Source organism: Mesorhizobium sp. L103C131B0 (assembly GCF_000502275.1).
Taxonomy (GTDB): Bacteria; Pseudomonadota; Alphaproteobacteria; order Rhizobiales; family Rhizobiaceae; genus Mesorhizobium.
In genome coordinates this window covers 270039-290625 of record NZ_AYXC01000002.1, presented here as the reverse complement: position 1 = coordinate 290625, position 20587 = coordinate 270039, and the positions used below count along the sequence as shown (strand labels likewise).

Annotated in this window: 26 protein-coding genes; 17 read left to right on the top strand and 9 right to left on the bottom strand. The window is 61.9% G+C overall.

Features of this window, described 5'->3' with window-relative positions; translation table 11 throughout:
• Nucleotides 1-53 precede the first annotated feature (53 nt).
• From ilvA to X730_RS159725, 3 genes are read left to right on the top strand one after another with little or no spacing between them, the layout of a single operon-like run.
• On the top strand, nt 54-1310 hold the full coding sequence (gene ilvA / locus X730_RS159715) for a threonine ammonia-lyase IlvA (protein ID WP_023825626.1): 1257 nt from the start codon (nt 54-56) through the stop codon (nt 1308-1310).
• Nucleotides 1307-1885 (top strand): DUF1697 domain-containing protein, encoded by a 579-nt coding sequence (locus tag X730_RS159720; RefSeq protein WP_023825625.1) that lies wholly within the window; start codon nt 1307-1309, stop codon nt 1883-1885. Before ilvA ends, X730_RS159720 begins: the two co-directional genes overlap by 4 nt.
• 27 nt (nt 1886-1912) lie before the next feature.
• Complete coding sequence (locus X730_RS159725) at nt 1913-2221, top strand: outer membrane beta-barrel protein (RefSeq protein ID WP_081731510.1); 309 nt, start codon at nt 1913-1915, stop codon at nt 2219-2221.
• A gap of 112 nt (nt 2222-2333) precedes the next feature.
• On the opposite strand, the gene X730_RS159730 is transcribed toward X730_RS159725, so the two are convergent.
• Nucleotides 2334-2627 (bottom strand): DUF2218 domain-containing protein, encoded by a 294-nt coding sequence (locus tag X730_RS159730; RefSeq protein ID WP_023744840.1) that lies wholly within the window; start codon nt 2625-2627, stop codon nt 2334-2336.
• A gap of 133 nt (nt 2628-2760) precedes the next feature.
• Nucleotides 2761-3201, bottom strand: a complete 441-nt coding sequence (locus X730_RS159735) for a VOC family protein (RefSeq protein WP_023681520.1) — start codon at nt 3199-3201, stop codon at nt 2761-2763.
• Nucleotides 3202-3560: 359 nt separating this feature from the next.
• Here X730_RS159735 and X730_RS0133190 point away from each other — a divergent pair, with 359 nt between their 5' ends.
• From X730_RS0133190 to X730_RS159760, 6 genes are all read left to right on the top strand, one after another.
• Nucleotides 3561-4157, top strand: a complete 597-nt coding sequence (locus X730_RS0133190; protein WP_027050415.1) for a cold-shock protein — start codon at nt 3561-3563, stop codon at nt 4155-4157.
• 113 nt (nt 4158-4270) lie between these two features.
• On the top strand, nt 4271-4843 hold the full coding sequence (locus X730_RS159740) for a DUF192 domain-containing protein (RefSeq protein ID WP_023691205.1): 573 nt from the start codon (nt 4271-4273) through the stop codon (nt 4841-4843).
• A 10-nt stretch (nt 4844-4853) separates the two neighbouring features.
• A complete protein-coding gene (locus X730_RS159745) occupies nt 4854-5621 on the top strand; it encodes an alpha/beta hydrolase (protein ID WP_023702484.1) in 768 nt (255 codons plus the stop codon).
• 57 nt (nt 5622-5678) lie between these two features.
• Nucleotides 5679-6050: a hypothetical protein gene (locus tag X730_RS159750; RefSeq protein WP_023751498.1), complete on the top strand. Its 372-nt coding sequence runs from the start codon at nt 5679-5681 to the stop codon at nt 6048-6050.
• Nucleotides 6051-6120: 70 nt separating this feature from the next.
• Complete coding sequence (locus X730_RS159755) at nt 6121-6435, top strand: hypothetical protein (RefSeq protein WP_023667509.1); 315 nt, start codon at nt 6121-6123, stop codon at nt 6433-6435.
• Nucleotides 6436-6474: 39 nt separating this feature from the next.
• Nucleotides 6475-6975 (top strand): GNAT family N-acetyltransferase, encoded by a 501-nt coding sequence (locus tag X730_RS159760; protein ID WP_023702482.1) that lies wholly within the window; start codon nt 6475-6477, stop codon nt 6973-6975.
• On the opposite strand, the gene X730_RS159765 is transcribed toward X730_RS159760, so the two are convergent.
• Nucleotides 6972-7586 (bottom strand): hypothetical protein, encoded by a 615-nt coding sequence (locus tag X730_RS159765; protein WP_023825624.1) that lies wholly within the window; start codon nt 7584-7586, stop codon nt 6972-6974. The genes X730_RS159760 and X730_RS159765 overlap by 4 nt on opposite strands.
• 133 nt (nt 7587-7719) lie before the next feature.
• Here X730_RS159765 and cysE point away from each other — a divergent pair, with 133 nt between their 5' ends.
• Both cysE and X730_RS159775 read left to right on the top strand, forming a co-directional pair.
• Complete coding sequence (gene cysE, locus X730_RS159770; RefSeq protein WP_023695384.1) at nt 7720-8568, top strand: serine O-acetyltransferase; 849 nt, start codon at nt 7720-7722, stop codon at nt 8566-8568.
• Between the two features lie 255 nt (nt 8569-8823).
• A complete protein-coding gene (locus X730_RS159775) occupies nt 8824-9027 on the top strand; it encodes a DUF3126 family protein (RefSeq protein ID WP_006200852.1) in 204 nt (67 codons plus the stop codon).
• A gap of 363 nt (nt 9028-9390) precedes the next feature.
• Here the strand turns inward: X730_RS159775 and X730_RS159780 are convergent, their stop codons facing one another.
• Nucleotides 9391-10116 (bottom strand): hypothetical protein, encoded by a 726-nt coding sequence (locus tag X730_RS159780; protein ID WP_023825623.1) that lies wholly within the window; start codon nt 10114-10116, stop codon nt 9391-9393.
• Between the two features lie 110 nt (nt 10117-10226).
• Here X730_RS159780 and X730_RS159785 point away from each other — a divergent pair, with 110 nt between their 5' ends.
• Complete coding sequence (locus X730_RS159785) at nt 10227-10595, top strand: hypothetical protein (RefSeq protein WP_023741423.1); 369 nt, start codon at nt 10227-10229, stop codon at nt 10593-10595.
• 85 nt (nt 10596-10680) lie between these two features.
• Nucleotides 10681-11208 carry a gamma carbonic anhydrase family protein gene (locus X730_RS159790; RefSeq protein WP_023825622.1) on the top strand — a complete coding sequence of 176 codons (528 nt, stop codon included), beginning with the start codon at nt 10681-10683 and terminating at the stop codon, nt 11206-11208.
• Between the two features lie 244 nt (nt 11209-11452).
• On the opposite strand, the gene X730_RS159795 is transcribed toward X730_RS159790, so the two are convergent.
• The 3 genes from X730_RS159795 to X730_RS159805 form a co-directional block, all read right to left on the bottom strand.
• Entirely contained in the window at nt 11453-12061 is a 609-nt protein-coding gene (locus X730_RS159795) for a transglutaminase-like cysteine peptidase (protein ID WP_023681509.1), read from the bottom strand.
• A 288-nt stretch (nt 12062-12349) separates the two neighbouring features.
• Nucleotides 12350-12967: a PilZ domain-containing protein gene (locus tag X730_RS159800; protein WP_023667501.1), complete on the bottom strand. Its 618-nt coding sequence runs from the start codon at nt 12965-12967 to the stop codon at nt 12350-12352.
• A gap of 124 nt (nt 12968-13091) precedes the next feature.
• Nucleotides 13092-13727: a PAS domain-containing protein gene (locus tag X730_RS159805; RefSeq protein WP_023695380.1), complete on the bottom strand. Its 636-nt coding sequence runs from the start codon at nt 13725-13727 to the stop codon at nt 13092-13094.
• Nucleotides 13728-14131: 404 nt separating this feature from the next.
• Between X730_RS159805 and X730_RS159810 the strand changes: the two genes are divergently transcribed.
• The 4 genes from X730_RS159810 to X730_RS159825 all read left to right on the top strand — a co-directional run bounded on the left by X730_RS159810 (nt 14132) and on the right by X730_RS159825 (nt 17669).
• On the top strand, nt 14132-14899 hold the full coding sequence (locus X730_RS159810; protein ID WP_023825621.1) for a rhomboid family intramembrane serine protease: 768 nt from the start codon (nt 14132-14134) through the stop codon (nt 14897-14899).
• A gap of 151 nt (nt 14900-15050) precedes the next feature.
• On the top strand, nt 15051-15482 hold the full coding sequence (locus X730_RS159815; RefSeq protein WP_023667498.1) for a CBS domain-containing protein: 432 nt from the start codon (nt 15051-15053) through the stop codon (nt 15480-15482).
• Between the two features lie 194 nt (nt 15483-15676).
• Nucleotides 15677-17176: an Asp-tRNA(Asn)/Glu-tRNA(Gln) amidotransferase subunit GatB gene (gatB, locus tag X730_RS159820; protein WP_023825620.1), complete on the top strand. Its 1500-nt coding sequence runs from the start codon at nt 15677-15679 to the stop codon at nt 17174-17176.
• A 4-nt stretch (nt 17177-17180) separates the two neighbouring features.
• Nucleotides 17181-17669: a GNAT family N-acetyltransferase gene (locus X730_RS159825; protein WP_023695377.1), complete on the top strand. Its 489-nt coding sequence runs from the start codon at nt 17181-17183 to the stop codon at nt 17667-17669.
• 16 nt (nt 17670-17685) lie between these two features.
• Here the strand turns inward: X730_RS159825 and X730_RS159830 are convergent, their stop codons facing one another.
• Together X730_RS159830 and X730_RS159835 are read right to left on the bottom strand one after the other, a co-directional pair.
• The gene (locus X730_RS159830; protein WP_023825619.1) at nt 17686-19086 is read right to left on the bottom strand and encodes a glycosyltransferase family 39 protein; all 1401 of its coding nucleotides are present in this window, start codon (nt 19084-19086) and stop codon (nt 17686-17688) included.
• 182 nt (nt 19087-19268) lie between these two features.
• Nucleotides 19269-20429, bottom strand: coding sequence for a LuxR C-terminal-related transcriptional regulator (locus X730_RS159835; protein ID WP_023825618.1), 1161 nt, complete (start codon nt 20427-20429; stop codon nt 19269-19271).
• Nucleotides 20430-20587: the final 158 nt, after the last annotated feature.

Below are 20587 nucleotides of genomic sequence, written 5' to 3'. Positions count from 1 at the left end.
AATTGTGCAATAGGCTTCGCCTTCGAACCATTCGATCCAGAGGTGACGGCGCCATGAACAGTTTCTCCTCCCGTGTCGCCACCGCCGCAACCGCGATCCGCGAGATCTTTCCCGAAACGCCGCTGCAGGAAAACGACTATCTGTCGAAGAAGACGGGGGCTCGGGTGCTGTTGAAGCGCGAGGACCTTTCACCGGTGCGCTCCTACAAGATCCGCGGCGCCTTCAACTTTTTCCGCAAGGCGCTTGCCGCCGGCAACGAGGCCGAGCTGTTCGTCTGCGCCTCGGCCGGCAACCATGCGCAGGGCTTTGCCTTCGTCTGCCGCCATTTCGGCAAGAAGGGCGTGGTCTTCATGCCGGTGACGACGCCGCAGCAAAAGATCGACAAGACGCGGCTGTTCGGCGGCGATTTCGTCGAGATCAGGCTGGTCGGCGACTTCTTCGACGACTGCTACCGCGCCGCCTTCGAATTCACCGAAAGTTCCGGCGCGCATATGGTGCCGCCCTTCGACCACAAGGATATTATCGAGGGGCAGGCGACGGTCGCCTATGAGATCGCCGACCAGATGCCAGGCGCGCGCATGCCCGACATCATCATGCTGCCGGTCGGCGGCGGTGGCCTGGCCGCGGGGGTGACGCACTATTTCGCCGATCAGCAACGTGACGCGCGCTACGTCTTTTGCGAACCGGCCGGTGCGCCGAGCCTGCATCAGAGCCTCGCCAGCGGCAAGCGCGTCCGGCTCGCCAATGTCGACAATTTCGTCGACGGCGCGGCGGTGGCCGAGATCGGCCGCGAGCCGTTGCGCCACCTCAAGGAGTTCGCCGCTCAGGCGGTGCGGCTGATCCCTGAGAACCGGCTCTGCGCCACCATGATCGAGATGCTCAACATCGAAGGTGTGGTGCTGGAGCCGGCCGGTGCCTTGGCGATCGACGCGTTGAAGGATTTTTCGCGCAAGGAAATCCGCGGCAAGACCATCGTCGCGGTGGTGTCGGGCGGCAATTTCGATTTCGAGCGGCTGCCCGACGTGAAGGAGCGGGCGCTGCGCTTCGAGGGGCTGAAGAAATATTTTATCATCCGCTTTCCGCAGCGGCCGGGCGCGCTGCGCGACTTCCTCGAACTGCTCGGTCCCGACGACGACATCGCGCGCTTCGAATATCTGAAGAAATCGGCGCGCAATTTCGGCTCTGTGCTTATTGGCATCGAAACCAAAGACCGGCGAAACTTCGATTTGCTGAGGGCGAATTTCGAGGCCGAGGGCGTGCACTATCAGGACATCACCGACAACGAGACCCTGGCCGGGTTCATCATATGAGCGGTACAGCCTGCCACCCGAAGCTCGAAGAGCGAAGGGTGGTCTTCGTCGCACTGTTTTCCGGCATCAATGTCGGCGGCAACCGCATCGTCCAGATGGCGGAGTTGCGGGCGTTATTCGAGGCGCTAGGCTTCACCGATGTCGCCAGTTATGTGCAGAGCGGCGATGTCGTGTTCCGGACCAAGAAGGGCGACGCCGCCACGCTGGCGAAACAGATCGAAATGGCGTTCGAGAAAAAATGGGGCTTTCACTCGCGCATCATGGTGCGCGATCTCTCCTGGTTCGAACGGTTGGTGAAGGAGAATCCTTATCCGGAAGTCGCCGGCGATCCGACCAAGCTTCACGCCTACACGCTGGAGCGCCAGCCGACGGCGGACGAGATCGCCAGGCTTGCCGAAAAATGCACCGGCCCGGAAAGCTTTGAGGTCAAGGGTGACGTGCTCTACCTCAAGGCGCCGGACGGGCTCGGCAAATCGATGTTCGCCAATCTCATCCCGCGCACGTTGAAAGTGCCCGGCACCGCGCGCAACTGGCGGTCGGTGCTGGCGCTGCTGCAGATGGCGCGTTCGCTTTGAATCGCTTAGATCTGCGTTGCGGTTGCGATGCTAATTAAGTCTCGGCTAAACAACAAGGGCGGCGCGGCGGCGACTCACTACAAATTGAGTTATGGCGATACTTTCGATTTTGACGGGGTGCCCGACCCGGACAGCAGCGCATCGAGGAGCGGAGGCCGCTTCGGCTATACGATCGGTGGCGGTGTCGAATGGGCCTTCGCCGACAAATGGACCACGAAGCTGGAATACCAGTACTTCGACTTCGGCAAGGTCCGTTTGACAGATATCGAGGGCAACGACGCAAGGGTGAAGATCGACGCCCATACGATCAAGATCGGCCTAAATTACAAGTTCTGATCGATCGGCCGCTCCGAAAGTTCTGATGGCGTCGCTACCATGCGACGCCATAGCTTTATTTGGATCTGGGGGCTGCTAGCTTCCGGTGTTCGCCGTCGCGCCTGATCTGAGGTCAGGTCGCCGGAGCCTGCTTCCACTCGAAAGTCAGTTCCTCGCGGAAGGCAAAGCGCTTGATGTGATCGGCAACAACGCTCTCCATGCGCTCCAGCGATCCGCTTTCCTCCGTCGACACCGTGATATGCAGCGCTGCCGCATCGGCATCGAGAACCGTGCGGCCGAGCGACAGATCGATGGTGCCGTGGTTTGGATCGAACACGACGGGAAATTTGTGCGCCCAGTGCTTGCACAGCTGCTGCAAATAGCGGCTGGCATATGCGGTGGTGACATCGGCACGGCTGGTCGGCATAAATGAATTCTCCTGGATGAGGCACTGGCTTTGCTTGGCTGGCGCGACAGGCAGGTAAATAGGTGCCGTTGGTCGAAATGGCAAAGGCGGCCGGCTTGTCGGCGCGGCCGCCTCGCTCAAGATGGCGTGATCGCTACCAGGTGCCGGTGTTCGGCATCGATGCCCACGGCTCGGCCTTGGGTTTGGCCGGGCCCTTCTGCAGCAGTTCGAAGGAGATGCCGTCCGGCGACTTGACGAAGGCCATGTTGCCGTCGCGCGGCGGCCGGTTGATGACGACGCCATTGTCCATCAGATGCTGGCAGGTGGCGTAGATGTCGTCGACCTCATAGGCGAGATGGCCGAAATTGCGGCCGCCCTTGTACTCCTCCGGATCCCAATTGTAGGTCAGTTCGATCAGCGGCGCCTTCTCAGTGATGCCGCTTTCTACATCCTCGGAGGCGGCGAGGAAGATCAGCGTGAAGCGGCCCTGCTCGTTTTCGTAGCGGCGCACTTCCTTCAGGCCGAGCTTGTTGCAGTAGAAATCGAGCGAGACATCGACGTCGGCGACACGGACCATTGTATGGAGGTAGCGCATGGGATTTCCTCGGGGATGTTTGGGTTGCGAGGCAACATAAGGTCCACCCCGTCGGAGGGCAACGAGCATCGGACTGGAAAAGTGATCACCGGTTTTTGGAAAATCAGGTTGCTCTGACAAAAGCGTCCGACCACAAGTGGTTGCCGATTTCGGCAAAATCCGATGCAAATTGCCGACCGGTTGACGGCCTTGACGGATCGCCATTGCAGCCGGCAGCGACTCCGGCAAACAACAAGTCAGCTATTCCTGTATTCAACCGTGAAAAAAGGCACGGCAGGTCTTGCACACCCCGGAAGCGGCGGTGTTAATCTAATGTCAAGAATCACTTGCGGTTTTCTTGAAAAAAAGGGGGCGTTCTTATGGGGGATAAGGCCTCTTTCACGAGGCGGGATGAGAACCTTGACGACGCCCTGAAGCGCGACAGTGGCGGCGATAGCGCCGACCTTGTCGAAATCGCCGGCGCCATCAAATGGTTCGACGTGGCCAAGGGCTACGGTTTCATACTACCCGATGACGGTTCCTCGGGCGACATCCTCCTCCATGTCACCTGCCTTCGAAAGGACGGTTTTCAGACGGCATTGGAGGGCGCGCGTGTCGTGTGCCTTGTCAAGCATGGCGACCGTGGTTTGCAGGCTTTCCGGGTGCTGTCCATGGACACCGCCACCGCGGTCCATCCGGCCGAGATGCAGGAACAGCGCACCCATGTGGCGGTGACGCCGGAAAGCGGGCTCGAGCGGGCGCTGGTTAAGTGGTTCAACCGCACCAAGGGCTTCGGCTTTCTGACGCGCGGCGAGGGCACCGAGGATATCTTCGTCCATATGGAGACGCTGCGCCGCTATGGCATCACCGAGCTCAGGCCCGGACAGGTCGTGCTGGTGCGTTTCGGACGCGGTGACAAGGGCCTCATGGCTGCCGAGATTCACCCTGATATGGGCACCTTGCCGGTCGCGCATTAGGACGCGAGCCTTCCTGAGGAAGTCAGGACGGCGTTTTTCTTGGTTTCACCACGATCTTATCCGAATACCTGAGACCACTTTTAGGGATCATGGTCTTTGGTCGAGGATTTCCAATGGCGTACAGGAACTGGCTGACAGCGGGCGCGCTCTGCGTCATCGTTGCGGTAGCCGCAGGCGCTTACTTCTATTCCGGGCAGCCGACCGCATCCCAGCAGACGATCGCGGGCGGTCAGGCGATGATCCTTCCCGTCGATCCGACACCCTTGGTCGTGGCGACGAAAGGCGGCGATAAATCCTTTTCGATCGAAGTCGCCGACACCGACTCGGAACGCGAGGCCGGCCTGATGTATCGCCAGGATATGGCCGACAATCATGGCATGCTGTTCGTCTTCGAGATGCAGAAGCAGGTCGGCTTCTGGATGCACAACACGCCGATGCCGCTCGACCTGATCTTTGTTGGACAGGACGGCAAGGTCCGGGCCGTCAAGCACGGCACTCCATTGTCCGATGCAGTTATCTCGCCGGGTGTGCCAGTGCGCTTCGTGCTGGAGCTCAAGGCCGGCACTGCCGCCAAAAACGGCATCGACCATGGCGATCTGCTGCGCCATCCGGCCGTCGGCACGGTGTCCGGCCCCGGCATGCCGCCATCGGACAAGGGCAACGCGCCCACGCCCGGCGCCGGCTGAGCGGCTCCCGATGCAATTCTTCTCCCATGACGGGTTCGACTTCGCCTTCCTCGACCGCCAGCCGGCGTCGGGGGCGGGCGATCCGGTGCTGATGATCCACGGCTTTGCCTCCAGCCACTATGTTAACTGGGTCTCGCCCGGCTGGTTCAAGACGCTGAACGACGCCGGCTACCGCGCCATCGCCTTCGACAATCGCGGCCACGGCTCGTCGTCGAAGAGCTATGACGAGGCCGACTACACACCAGCCAAAATGGCCTCGGATGCGGCGGCCCTGCTTAACCATCTCGGTGTCAGGCGCGCGCATGTCATGGGCTACTCGATGGGCGCGCGCATTTCCGCGTTTCTGGCGCTGTCCGATCCCGACAAGGTGGCGACGCTGGTCTTCGGCGGCCTCGGCATCGGCATGGTCGACGGCGTCGGCGACTGGGATCCGATCGCCGAGGCGCTGCTGGCCGACGATCCGGCCGCCACCAGCCATCCGCGCGGCCGCTCGTTTCGCGCCTTTGCCGATCAGACGCGCAGCGACCGCCGCGCGCTGGCCGCCTGCATCGCCACGTCGCGCGAACTGCTCAGCGAACACGACATGACGCGCATCGCCCAACCGACGCTGATTGCGGTCGGGACGACAGACGATATCGGCGGCTCGCCCGACGAGCTCGCCGCGCTGATGCCGAACGCCAAGGTGTTTCACATAGACGGCCGCGACCATATGCTGGCTGTGGGCGACAAGACCTTCAAGCAGCGGGTTTTGGAGTTTTATGCCGAAAATCCGCTTTAACCGGTAAGCGATTTTTCGGGCGAAATGGATTGGGCGGCCGGCGAGGGGTGGCAAACAATGGCTCAATGGGGAAGAAGCGCCGACGCTCTGCCGGGCGCCGTCGTGACAAGCATGTTCGGCAAGCGTTCCGTCATCCTGGCGCTGCTCGCCTTCGGTGCCGGTGTGATAGCGCTGACCACAATGGTGGCGCTGCCGGCCCACGCATCCGAGCGTGCCCAGAACATCGCCACGGCTTTCTTCATGGCGGTTTTCCTGCTGGCAGGGCCGTTGGCGCATATTGCCGGATTGATTTTCGGGCTGATCGCGCTGGTGCGTTCGAACGATAGCCGCGTGCTTGGGGTCGTCGGCATCCTGCTCAACGGCGGCTCCCTGGCGGTTGGCTTCCTGCTGCTTGTGGCAATGGCATCGACGATCGGCGCTTTCACCTGATCGGGGACGAGTAATGGCCGGATGGGGAAGAAGCACGATAGCAATGCCCGGCTTGGCGGGGCGGAGCAGCTTGGGCAAACGCTCGGTGATCCTGGCCCTGCTGGCGTTCGCAATGGATTTTGCGGCGGTGGTCACGCTCGCGTTGATGCCAGGCGAGGCGTCGCTGGCCGCTCAAAACGTCCTCGGCGGGGTTTTTCTGCTGGTGTTTCTCGTTGCGGCGCCGCTGGCGCACATCACCGGCGTGGTTTTTGGCTTGATGGCACTGGGACGTTCAAACGACAATCGTGTCCTCGGCATCGTCGGTATCATCCTCAACGGGCTGTCGTTGGTGATCGGCCTGTTCTTTGTTTGGGCGGCCACCAAGTCCGTTGGCGCCTTCAGGTGATCGATCTTCGTCTGGCTTGCAGCCGGAGGCGGTGCCGCTTTGGTTGACCTTCTCGTCACCTATATGGACATGCGCGAACCGAATTCGGCGCCGGCTTTCGACTGCCCGCTATCGGGCGCCACGGTGGCGCGTGAAACACTTGATGTGGCCGACTATATCAGCCTCTACCACGCGGTCGGCGAGCCCGTGCAATGGGACCAGCGGCTGCGCATGCCGGCGGAAGACCTCAAGCGCCTGCTGGCGCTGCCCTCGACACATATCCACGTGCTGCGCGTCGAGGGCGTGGCCGCTGGCCTGTGCGAATTCAACGGCGTCGGCCAGCCTGAGGTCGAGCTGGTTCATTTCGGGCTGGCTCCCGCCTTCCAGGGTCGCAGGCTTGGCCCGTTCCTGCTCGACCAGGCGCTTCGCGCCATCTGGTCGCGGGCGCCGCAAAGGATCTGGCTTCATACCGACACCTTCGATCACCCTGGCGCGCAAGCGGTTTACCGGCGCGCCGGTTTCAAAGCCTATGCCCAGCGCATGGAGACCTTTCCGGATTAGGGTTTGAGCGTTTCGAGCGACCGCGCCAGGTTTTGCCTGGCCTGGGGCTCGAACCTCTGGCGGAATTCCTGCGAGTGAAAAATATGCTGGCGCGCAAGGAAAGTCTTGAGAATCGCGCCGCGGCCGGCGCGCCACATCGGCTCCTCGACCCAGCCATATTCGCGTCGGACCGCTTGTTCATAGGCGTCGAAAGCGTCGGCTGACGCACCCAGGATCGCCAAGTCCATGTCGAGGAAAAGCGCTGCGTCGCGGAGGGCGTTCTCATCGGCAAGGCCCCCTGGGTGAAGGCTGGGCAGTTCATGCGTGGCGGTGGCGACGATCATCGCCGCGATGCGGCCGAGGCGCTCCGGATCGGTGCGGGTGGCAAGTTTGTCCTGCGCAAGTGCCGCACTCCTGGCCTCGTTGTCCTTGGCGCGGCTGTCATAGATGGCGTCATGGAACCAGATCGCGGCTTCGACGGCGCCGGAATCATGCAGGGATGCTCGATATTCGTCCGCCAGCGCCAGCAACGCCTCTATATGGGCGAGGTTGTGATAGTGGCGATCCGGAGCTTGATAGAGCCGGCAAAGCGCGCGTTTCAGCTGAGCGTCGATCAAGGGTTCGTTTTCCATGGCGGCTTGAATTTCCGTGAACCAAATCCATTTCACCGAGCACTAAGGAAAATTGAGTTCAATCGTGCTATGATCTGGCTTATATGTGCCGCCGGAGAATAGGCAAGCGGCCAGGACGCAGGACAAGACGTCGATGAACAGCATCAGCATTTCCCGCCCCACAAAGGTGCAGCCGGTCGATCCGATCTGGCGTTCGGTCCGCGACGAGGCGATGGAAGCGGTCAACCGCGACCCGCTTCTGGCGGCGTTCCTCTATTCGACCATCCTCAACCAGGAGAGCCTGGAGGAAGCTGTCATCCATCGGCTCGCCGAGCGGCTCGCGCATCAGGACATCGGCTCCGACCTCATCCGCCAGACGTTCAAGTCGATGCTGGCCGACGACAAGGAATGGTCGTCGATCGTTCGTGTCGACATCCAGGCCTATTACGACCGCGATCCGGCCTGCGACCGCTTCATCATGCCAGTGCTCTATTTCAAGGGTTTCCATGCCATCCAGACGCACAGGCTGGCCCATTGGCTGTGGAATCAGGGCCGCAAGGATTTCGCGCTCTATCTGCAGAGCCGCTCGTCCTCGGTGTTCCAGACCGACATCAACCCGGCCGCCCGCATCGGCAAGGGCATCTTCATCGACCACGCCACCGGCCTAGTCGTCGGCGAGACGGCGGTGATCGAGGACGATGTGTCGATCCTGCACGGCGTGACGCTGGGCGGCACCGGCAAAGCCGGCGGCGACCGTCACCCCAAGATCCGTTACGGCGTGCTGATCGGCGCCGGCGCCAAGATTCTCGGCAATATCGAGATCGGCCATTGCTCGAAGATCGCGGCAGGCTCGGTCGTGCTGTCGCCGGTGCCGCACAACAAGACGGTTGCCGGCGTACCGGCCCGCGTCGTCGGCGAGACCGGCTGCGACCAGCCTTCGCGGCAGATGGACCAGCTTTTGCCGTCGCAGTCGATGGACCAGGTCGTCAGCTTCGACATCTGATTTGCAACACCCGGCGTGCCGGACTGAGTCCGGTTGCCGGCGCCGTTGCCTCTGAAGCATGATGCCGAAAAGTGTGAGGCGGTTTTCGGACGACATCATGCTCTACCTCCTTGATTTAGAGGCGGATTTGGATTCGACCTGAAATCATCCGGCCCCAGGGTTCGCGTTCTATCCAGCCGGCTTGCCTTTACATCGCCATTGTCGACGTGCCAGAAGCGCGTTCCAACGAGCAAGCCCGACGATCGGAGAAGACTTTTGAAGCCGGACGAAATCAGAAAGCTGGACGCCTATTTCAAGCGCGTCTTCCAGAATCCCAAACTCGAGGTGAAGGCGCGGCCGCGCAAGGAAGATTCGGCCGAGGTCTATGTCGGCGACGAGTTCCTCGGCATCGTCTTCAAGGACGAGGACGACGGCGACTATAATTTCTCGATGGCGATCCTCGACATCGATCTGGCCTGATCGCGGAACTGGGGATCGGAGTTGCCTATCTCCAACGAAGTGGGGAGATGAAGAGCAAGCCTCGGCGATCCTTCCCACCCCCCTCTGTCCTGCCGGACATCTCCCCCGCAAGGGGGGAGATCGGCAGTTCCTCGGCTCTTCTTCTGCAACCTCGATAATTGGCGAAAGCAGTGATGGGGGCGTAATCTCCCCCCTTGCGGGGGAGATGTCCGGCAGGACAGAGGGGGGTGCTGTCCCGCCAACGTTCGTAAACTTCTGCGCCGCTTCGCTTCGCCCGAACAGAGGCAGGCTAGCGCCCCGTCTTCAGGACNGCCAACGTTCGTAAACTTCTGCGCCGCTTCGCTTCGCCCGAACAGAGGCAGGCTAGCGCCCCGTCTTCAGGACGCGCGTGGCCTCGGCGACGATAGCGGCGTCAAGCGCCGGCCAGTTGCCCAGCAACTCCCGGGGAAAGCGGTAGGTCAGGCTGAGGCTGTCGCCGACCTGGATGTCGCGCTCGCAGGGCGCCAGCGATTCCTCAGCGCTCGGTCCGCTCAGGCAGCGGGCGACGAACGGGTCCTTGCCGGGCCGGCCGGCGACCGCGAGCACCTCGTTGAGATAGCCTGATTTTTCCGTAAAACCGTAAATCGTCGTGCCGCCGGGGCCGGGCGCGCCGGGCTGGCTGATGAGCGCGCTGTAGATCGGTGCGAAACGGCCGCTCATGTCGCGCGACATCATCTGCGGCTCGAACGACAGGAAGATGATGTTTTTGGCGGCCCCCGTGTGGTTGAAATCGTCGCGGGCGGCTTCGCTGTAGCCGTCCATTTCGGGATAGCGCAGATAGAGGTCGAGCCGCGAAGCGATGCCGTCGCGGCGCGCCTGCAGGAAGCGGATGGCGTTGGCCGGTACGGCAATGACATTGTTGCCGATCACTACCCTGTGGACCGTGATGTCGTCGGTGTAGCCGGCCATGGCGATCGAGCGGCCGAACCATTTTCCGCCAAGGCTGATCGCCAGCGACAGCAGCGCCAGTGCGGCAAAAGCATAGAACACCCGCTTCATCAGCACGGAATCGACGACGTTGAACTCTTCTGCGGTCGCTGCCTGCTTCATCGCAATCCCCATAGTCGCCGCCCTCTGTCCCTGGGCGGCACACATGCCGCGGCATGGCTCTTGCTGCGCTGGACGCGACTGTGCGATTTCATGGTAAACGGAAGGTAAAGATGAGCCTGCTGCTACCCGTTCTCTTCGCTTTTGCCGTCGGGCTCACCGCCTGCGGGCTCGCTGGGTCCGTGATGGAACTGGCGGCGGGCCGCCGGCTTGCCTTTGCCGAGCCTTATGTGTCGCCGGCGTACATCCTGCGCTCGCTGGCCACGACCGCTTGCGCCGGGCCGTTCATGCTCGCCAACGATGCGCTCGATGCGCGGCGCGAAGGCCGCATTTCCACGCTCATGCTGATGTCCTGCGGCTGCACGGTGATCGCCTGGGCGCTGGTGCTGGGCATCGTGCTGATCGCCATTGCCTCCTGGGGCATCAGCTCTCCTGGTGCGCTTCAGCTTTTGGTGGAATCGCTGGCGCGGTATTTGCCTTGAGGCAATTGCGGGAGAAAACCGGCACGCGGTTTTCCTCGGATTGTTCTAGGGTTTGTCCCGGCCTGCGACGAATCGGAGACTGCAAATGCCGACCTACGCAATCGACGGAAAAGCGCCCCGTTTCGAGGATGCCGACAGCAACTGGATCGCGCCGGACGCTACGTTGATCGGCGACATCAGCGTCGGCCGCAATGCCGGCTTCTGGTTTGGCGTGGTCATCCGCGGCGACAACGAGGCGATCGTCATCGGCGCCGACAGCAATGTCCAGGAACACACGGTGATGCACACCGATCCCGGTTTTTCCCTGACGATCGGGCAGGGCTGCACGATCGGCCACCGCGCCTTGCTGCATGGCTGCACGATCGGCGACAACAGCCTGATCGGCATGGGCGTCATAGTCCTCAACGGCGCCAGGATCGGCAAGAATTGCCTGGTCGGCGCCGGCGCACTGGTCACCGAAGGCAAGGAGTTCCCCGACAATTGCCTGATCGTCGGCTCCCCCGCGCGGGTGATCAGGACGCTGGACGATGCCGCGGTCGCCAAGCTGCGCGGCTCGGCCGCGCACTATGTCGCCAACGGCAAGCGCTTCAAGGCCGGGCTGAAGAAGGCCTGAACTCTATTCCTGTTTGACGATGATCTTTTCCGAACGGCAGGTCAGCGCAGCAAAAACCGGTTCTCACTTTTCGCTGCCGCGGTCCTTCGGTTCGGGATCATGGTCTGAAATGGTGGAGCCGGCCCGGGGACGGGGCCGGCTCCTTAAAACCCGGTCGTTGGGGACGGGGAGGGTGGGGACTCGACCGGGCTTTCTCGTTAGGCACGTCGCATTATTCGATGTGCTTGACCTCTGTGATGGCGTCCTAGCGGACGCTGGCAACCGCGTCGGCGCGACCGTCATTGATCGTCACCCACACGCCGGAATTCTGGTCGGACTGGCGCTTCAGGTATGTATAGTCGGTGTCGGTCCAGGACAGCACCTTGGACTCCAGATTGTCGAGGATGAACTCGCCGAGGCTGGTGCGCACGGTCAGCACCGCGTGGCCGTCGCCATTTTGTTGGCGCGCCACGGTCATCAAGAGATTGCCGGCGGGAACGCCGAGCGCCATCAATTCGCGGCGCTTCTCCAGCGCATAGTCCTCGCAGTCGCCGAAGCCGCTGTCGGGATAGGACCAGACCTCTTCCTTACCCCACATTTCCATATCGGTGCGCGGCACGATCCGGGTGTTGACCGAATTGTTGACGTCGACGATCGCCGCCCACAGCTTGCGGGTCAGTTCGACCGGTGCCTGCTTCGGCGTGCGCTGAGCGCACTCCTGCGGCAGCTTCTGGCAGAATTCGTAGTGACCGACCGGCTGTGTCGTGCGGCCGCCAGTGTGCATGTAGGCCGGTCCTGCTGCTTGCGCAGTTCCCCAAGCGGAAAGCTGCATCGCCATTGCCAAGAGCAACAGCTTGCCCCAAATCTTCGCCATTGGTCTGTCTCCCCGTTTGAGGAGACAATGACAGCGCTGGATTTATTTGACGCAAAAACCCGAAGTAGACATTGAGTAAAAGCTCAATAGAATACGCGTAAAATTTGACCTATTTTAATATAAAATCGTTCAGGTCTCGGCGTAAAACCGCGGTGTCGGGGCGCGGATTTCCGGGTGGAGCCGTGGATTTGCTGCGTGCCGCTACAAGCTGGAGAGGCAGGCGGAACGCCGGCAACAAAAAACCGGCCGCGCAGGGCCGGTTCGTTTTTGCTGCCTGTTGCCGATCGTTCAGGCGCGCGGGGCGTTGAACTCGGAATCGAGCGTTTCCGGGCGCTGGATGACGGCGAATTCGATGGCGACGCCATCCTCGAAATGACGCACCACCTGGCCACGCATGGTGCCCAGCATCACCTGGATGCCGAGCGCCGGCTTGACGTCGATCTCGACCGCCGCGCCCGACAGCGACAGGTCGATGATGCGGCACTGATACTGGCGCCCGTCGGTGAGCTGCAGCACGCTTGTCGGATTGCGCGGCGCCACGCGTTCGTGGCGGCGGTCTTCCGGCAGGTCGAGTTCATGCTTGTTGGCGAGCCAGGTCAACTGCGCGGCAAGCTTGTCCTTCTTGCGATCCGAAGCAATGACGGTCATGGCGAAGCCGTCCTGCGAGGTGCGCGTCACCACGCCCTCGATGCGGCCGATATGATCGATATAGGCAATGATTTTTTCGCCCGGCATGCCGACGCGCTCGGTGCGCAACGCGACATTGCCCGGCGACATATCGACGACCTGGCAAGGGTGCTCGGTGCGGTCCTCCAGCATGAAGCGCCCGTAGATCTTGACCCGGACGCGCTGAAAATTACGCCTTTCGGCGCGGGACGGTGCGTATTCGACCGCCGCTGACCTCATGACTGCCTACACCCCGTTGGCATTCCCGCGTCGTGCGTGGAATCTCGGCAAAAACTACAGCCAAGCAGGTTAACAAAGGGGAAAAGTGAGCCCCCGATAGTTAAGATTAGCGCCGGCTTGGAGACTATTGCTCGCGCCCGCCGTCGAACACGACGAGGTGGCGGATACGGCGCGACCGACCGAGCGCCGAGATGGTCTCCGGCGCTTCGAGTTCGGGAGCCAACGACGGAACGGATATTTCCGGCCGGTTTTTCAGGAACATCGGGTCCTTGTCGGGATCGATGACGCGGATGGCATCGATCAGCGCGTCGGTGATCGGGTCGGCGCCCAGCCAGAACGGCTTTTCCACGGCGCTGATGACGCCGAGGCAGCGCGGGTTCTCGACGCCGCCATCGAGCGGCAGCGCAAGCAGTTCGAAGTGGTTGGAACGGCCGTTGCGGCTGAATCCCTCATAAGTGATCGACACCACGGATTTCTGCTCGAAAACGCCGTGAATGAGGCGCGACACCAGCCGCTGGTCCTTCTCACGCCATAGCGAGGGGAACGAAAACCCCTTGAGCTCGCGGCCGTAGCCGGCGCAAAGCCTGGTGCCGGCAAGCCGGAACACCGCTTCGCCGCGCGTATCCCTTTCCAGGATGAAGGTGTCGGCCAAAAGCGCCTTGATGTCGGCCGGTTCGACCTCCGAACGCTTTGGGGCAGGACGTCCACCACGCAGGCGATTCCAATAATGGAACAGCGCGATTGATCCGTTCTGGTTCATGCTATGAAACTCCGCGCATTCTGCCGTCTGATGGTCCCATCGGTGAACAGAAAGGGCGCCCTCCGATGACCTACATGCGTTCCGGAGCAGGATGCGTGCCAGCGTCGTTAAGACTTGTTCACGGGTCGGGGACGTTAAGGTTAACAAGTGGTTTACGTTGCGCGCACAGGCTCGCCATGGCACACCAAAACCACTCCAGAAGCGGTCGTTTCGCGACGACCAACAGCACTTCGGTCAATAGTTTAGGGGAGCAGGGGGGCTCGACCAGCCGTTCAAGGGAAACCTTGGACGGCTTCTTTTTGATTCGCGCCCCTGGTGATTCGCGGTTGTGATTCGTAGTTTGTGATTTGTCCGGGCATGGCCTAGATGCTCGCGACGACACGCAAATCCCTGGATCAGAGCATATGAGCGAACCGGCCGGCCCCTTGGAGATCGAACAGACCGCGGAGGCGCCGCCGCCGCGCCGCGAGCCGGTGTTCAACCTGCCACCGGTGGTGCTGGCGGTGATCGGCATCTGCGTTGCCGTCTTCCTGCTGCAGCAATATGTGCTGACCGAAGAGCAGCAGATAACATTGCTCACCGATGGCGCCTTCATTCCCGTCCTCTACACCGGCCAATACGGTTTCGACTGGTTCCTCTTCACCCGTCCTTTCACATATGCCTTCATGCATGGCGGCGTTGCTCACATTGCCATCAACATGGTTGCGCTGGCCGCCTTCGGGTCGCCGCTGGCCAACCGTCTCGGCTGGTTCTGGTTCGCCTTGTTTTTCGCCGCCACCGGGCTGGCCGCGGTGGTGCTGTTCTGGGCGGTCCATCAATACGGCGAAGCACCGCTGGTCGGCGCTTCCGGGGCGATATCGGGCATGATGGGTGCGGCGGCTCGCTTCGGGTTCCGTACCGACCGCTCCTCCGGCAGGGCGGCCTTTGCCGGTCCCGTGCTGCCGATCGCAGTCGTTTTGCGCATGCGCGGCGTCGTCAATTTTCTCGGCGCCTGGATGGTCATCAATCTCGCCACCGGCCTTTACGGTCTCGGGCTCGGAGAACCCGGCCAGATCGCCTGGGAAGCGCACATTGGCGGCCTCGTCGCAGGCTTCTTCGGATTGCGCTGGTTCGACCGGCGCTGGCGGGCGCCTGAATGGGAGATCCCCGACGACCAGCGCACCCCCGACTAGCGCACTCTATTGGCGCACCCCACTGGCACACCCCACTGGCACACCCCACTGGCACACTTGAAAAGCAACCGATCACGGCGCACGATGTTCACTCTTATGTGAAGCCGGTCAGGGCGGGAGCTGGCTAGCCAAGCAGGAGGAGGAGGACGCCATGACGGTTAAGGCAATTCTCGAGAGAAAAGGCCATGACGTGTTCACGCTCGGGCCGAATGTAAAGCTCAGCGAAGCCATTCGAATCCTGGCCGACCACAAGATCGGTGCACTGGTCATCACCAACGGCGATCGCAAGATCGTCGGCATCCTTTCCGAGCGTGACATCGTGCGGGTCGTTGCCAGGGAAGGCGCTGCCGCACTTGATATAACGGTACGCTCGGCGATGACGCCGAAAGTGAAGATCTGCAACGAGAACCACACGGTCAACGAGGTGATGGAGATCATGACCAAAGGCCGTTTCCGCCATCTGCCGGTGGAAAAGGATGGGCTGCTCGACGGTATCGTGTCGATCGGCGACGTGGTCAAGCGCCGCATCGAGGATGTCGAGCGCGAGGCCGACGAGATCAGGGCCTACATCGCAACAGCCTGACCTGACGAAGAAACCGCCGACCGGGAATGCCGGCCGGCGGCGTTCATTCTATTGGTTGTAGAGCGGCCGAAAGGGGCTGAAAAGGCCAGCCCGCTGCTTTGGGCGCTTGTCTCGCGAAGCGGTTTGCACTAGCGAAGACCGATACCCAAATTCGCGAAAATCGCAGTTTTCGCGAGCCAAAAGCGCAGGCCACCATGACCCTTATCGATACCCGCACGCCCGATGCCAAACGTTTTATTCCCGGCGCTACCGGCGATTGGGAGATCATCATCGGCCTCGAGGTTCATGCGCAGGTGACCTCGGAAGCAAAGCTGTTTTCCGGGGCGTCGACTACTTTCGGCGCGGCGCCCAACGCCAATGTCAGTCTGGTCGACGCGGCCATGCCCGGCATGCTGCCGGTCATCAATGAGGAATGCGTCAAGCAGGCGATCCGCACCGGCCTCGGATTGAAGGCGCAGATCAACCACAAGTCGGTGTTCGACCGGAAAAACTATTTCTATCCCGACCTGCCGCAGGGTTACCAGATATCGCAGTTCAAGCAGCCGATCGTCGGCGAAGGCACGATCGTCATTTCGGTCGGTCCCGACCGGCAGGGCGAGTTCGAGGACATCGAGATCGGCATCGAGCGCCTGCACCTGGAGCAGGACGCCGGCAAGTCGATGCACGATCAGCATCCCACCATGTCCTATGTCGATCTCAACCGCTCCGGCGTGGCGCTGATGGAGATTGTCTCCAAGCCCGACATGCGCTCCGCCGACGAGGCCAAGGCGTATGTCACCAAGCTGCGCACCATCGTGCGCTATCTCGGCACTTGCGACGGCAACATGGACGAAGGTTCGATGCGCGCCGACGTCAACGTCTCCGTTCGCAGGCCCGGCGGCGAATTCGGTACGCGCTGTGAGATCAAGAACGTCAACTCGATCCGCTTCATCGGCCAGGCCATCGAGTTCGAGGCGCGCCGCCAGATCGCCATCCTCGAGGATGGCGGCAAGATCGACCAGGAAACCAGGCTGTTCGACGCCGTCAAAGGCGAGACGCGCTCGATGCGCAGCAAGGAAGAGGCGCATGACTACCGCTACTTCCCCGATCCCGACCTTTTGCCGCTGGAGTTCGACCAGGCCTATGTCGACGCGCTGGCCAAGGAGTTGCCGGAACTGCCCGACGACAAGAAGGCGCGCCTGATCTCCTCACTTGGCCTGTCGATCTACGACGCCTCGATCCTGGTGTCGGAAAAGCCGATCGCCGACTATTTCGAGCAGGTGGCCTCGGGCCGCGACGGCAAGCTTGCCGCCAACTGGGTCATCAATGACCTGCTCGGCCAGCTTAACAAGGCCGGCAAGGACATTGAAAATGCTCCTGTAACACCGGAGCAGCTCGGTGCCGTGATCGACCTGATCAAGGAAGGCACCATCTCCGGCAAGATCGCCAAGGATCTGTTCGAGATCGTTTGGAACGAGGGCGGCGATCCGCGCCAGGTGGTCGAAAGCCGCGGCATGAAGCAGGTCACGGACACCGGCGCCATCGAGAAGGCGGTCGACGAAGTCATCGCCGCCAACCCCGACAAGGTCGAGCAGGCTCGCGCCAAGCCGACCATGGCCGGCTGGTTCGTCGGCCAGGTGATGAAAGCCACCGGCGGCAAGGCCAACCCGCAGGCGGTCAACGATCTGGTCAAGGCCAAGCTCGGTATCGAATAGAACAATGTTCGTCCGCACCGCCAGCGAACGTGACCTTGCCGCTGTCCGCGCGCTGCTGGTCGAAACCTGGCACGCAACCTACGACGCGATCTATGGCGCCCAGCGGGTGATCGAAATTACCGACGACTGGCATTCGATCGCCTCGCTCAAGGCGCGGCTGACAAGGCCGAACTCGGAATTCCTGGTCGCCGATGACGGCAAGCGTATCGGCGGCATGGCTTTTGCCGCCGCAACGGCGGATGCGAAGATCGTGTTGCTGAACCAGCTCTATGTACTGCCGGCCTGCCAGCGGCAAGGCATCGGCCAGGCCTTGCTGGACGAGGTCGAAGCCAGCTTTCCCGAGGCAAACACTTTGCGGGTCGAGGTGGAAGAGGCCAACGTGCCGGCCATCGCCTTCTACCGTTCGAAGGGATTTTTGCCGGCCGGCAGCACCGCCGATTGCGGCGGCGGTTCGGGGTTGCCGGCGCTGATCTTCGAGAAGCCGCTGGGATAAGCGTCCGACGAAACGTTCAGTGCTGTCCTTTCAGGACGACCAGATAGCCGCGTTCCACCGGCTGCCGGAAGGCGATCTGTTCGGATGTGCCCGGATCTTTCGATTGCTTTTCGATGACGTAGCCGCCGGGATGAGACTTGAGCCATTCCTCAGGCTTGTCGGCGTTCTCGAATGGCTTCTCTATTCGCCCAAGGAAACCGACCTCGCCCTGATAGTCGTAAGCGACGGCCCAGTCGGCGTCCTTTCGTTCGTCGATGAAGCTCGCCAGCGGCGTGAGATCGTAGCGTTTGAACACGGTCGCCGAGGCGGCGGCGTGGCCGATGGCGAAAAGGGCAAGCATGACAAAGGCCGTCGCCCTCAGCCTGGCTACTGAAATCTCGGCCATGAAGTAGCCCAGCAGAATGGTCGCGAACGGTAGTGCCGGCACGACATAGTGCGGCTGCTTGCCGGATATGGCGCTGAAGACCAGCAGCACCGCAATGAACGAGAACGACAGCAGGCGCAGGGCACGCAGATCCGGGGATTTCGTGTCGATGAGGCTGCGTATCCGGGCAGCCGGCTTCAGCCGCCACACCGGGGGGATAAAGGCCCAGGGCACGAACATGAGCGGCAACAGCATCAGGTAAAAGTAAAACGGCCGGCCATGCGAATTGTGCAGGCTTCCGGTAACCCGACCTGCCGACTGGTTCCAGACGAGGTCGTAGACGAAACTGCCCTTGGTCAGGATGGTCGCGGGCGCCAGCCATATGGCGACCGGGACAAGGGCGGCGAGAATTGCCAGGCCGGCTCCGGCAAAGAACTGCAAAGGGGCAAGGCCGGCTCGCCGGTCACGCCAGAGGGGATAGAGCAGGACGGGCACGCCGATGTGAATGAGCACGACCGGGCCTTTGGCCAGCACGCCGAGCCCGATGAACAGACCCGCCAGCACCGCCTGCCACCGGTTGCCGGTCCTGGCGAAGGCCAGCAGCGCCAGCAGTGCGGCGACCACACAGGCCGTCAAAAGCATGTCGAACAGGATCAGGGTCGAATAGATGACAAAGACGGTGCTGCCGGCCACCAGCCAGGGGATGCGACTGGCGATGTCCGGGCGCTCGGGAAACAGGGTTTTGGCCAGAAGCGTCGTCAGCCAGATGACCAGCGACGAGGCGGCGAAGATGACGAGCATCGCCGCCGCGCGGCTCACACCGAAGATGTTCCAAGAGAGATCGATGAGCCAGAACAACAGCGGCGGCTTCTGCAGATAGGGCGCAAAGTTCATCGTCGGTACGAAGACATGTCCACCGAGATACATCTCCCAGGCGACGCTGAGATAGCGCGTCTCATCGACCGGCAGTAGCGGACGGAAAGCGAGCGCGATGCAAAGCAGGGCCAGCAGGAAGAGGTAAGGCAGCAGCCGTTCAATTCGTGTCGGTATCAAGTTCGGGGACCGCCCAGGAAATGGTTTCCACGTCCGGTCGTGCACGATGCACCGTCTCCGGACCGGAGCAGAACCGCACCATGATTTTGGCCGAATTGCAACGATGCCGGCTTGGTATTGTGGATTACGCCTGCGTACCGGCAAATAGTTGAAAAATTTGACGATTGGCTCCGAGTATGGCTTCAGGCCGAGCGCAGCGGCGGCCTCAATTCGCGCATCAGGAGTTCCAGCTCTCGCTGGTCGCCGGTGGCGGTCTTGTCGAAGATGGTTGCCAGCTGTGATTTGACGGTGCCGTCCGAGACGCCGCTGGCAGCCGCGATTTCACGCCGTGTCAGCCCGGCGGCGACATGGCCGGCGACACGCTTTTCCGCTGCGGTCAGTCCGAACAGCGCAGCGATCGCTTCCAGCGCCGGCACTGATGCGGCGCCGGCGGCGGCAATGAAAATGGCCGCGGCGGCGCGCGGCGATATGCGGGCCGAAATGTCGCGTCGCGCCAGAGGCATGACATGCGCCACCGCCGGAGACATGGCCTTCACCAGCGGAATGTTGATGCCGGACGGTCCGAGCGCGAATTCGTCGCGCGTGCCGAGCTGGACGGCGCGGCCGATGGCGGTGTTGGCGTTGGCATAAGCGAAGGACAGCTGGCCGCGCACCGAGGACACTGAGGCGGTTTCGGTGAGCAGGGCTTCGGCTGCCGGATTGGCGAAAATGATCTGCATGTCGTCGGAAACGATCAGCACTGGATGATCGAGGCACTCGACGATCGAGCGAAAGATGTCGGCCTTGCGCCGCTCGGCCTCGAACAGGTCGCCGATGGTCACCGCACGCCGGACATGGGGGGCGAGCGTGGACATCAGGTCGATATCCCTGGCTGAAATCTGGGGCCTGTCCTTGTCGGTAACCACCATCAGCGTGCCGGTGCGCGCCGGCTGCTTCATCAGCGCCACCCAGAAGAAATCGTCGAGACGGTTGGGTTCCACCCACTCGCGCACGATGCGGCTTTCGAGCCAGTTCTGGCGGGCGTCGGGGCCTTGCAGGGCGTAGACGCTGTCGACGGTGAACGGCATGTCGATTTCCATCTTCGGCACCGCCTTGAAGAAGGGCACCTCGCAGGCGTAGTCGCGCTGCAGCGGCTCAAGCAGGACCGGATCGCCGCAGGAAGTCGAAAACCGGGCCGAGTTTCTCACCGTATCGACGACCGCCAGCATGGCAAGCCGGCCGAGCGCCAATTTGCAGATTGATTCAAGCGTCGATGGCCAACGGCCGACATCGACAATCGAATCATAGATCGCTTCGACGATCTGCGGCAGGGCGCGACCGAATATGTTGGCCTGGACAGACACGTAGAGCCTCGTAAGTATTGCAGCGTAGTGGCAGGTCACACATTGTCTCCGCCTGGGGTCGCACACAACATAGCCGGGCTGGTTACGTCTGTGAAACGTCTCACAGCGGCGTTCGGTGTATTGTGAGCGCTTACGGGCTGCCAGAACGTGCCTGATGA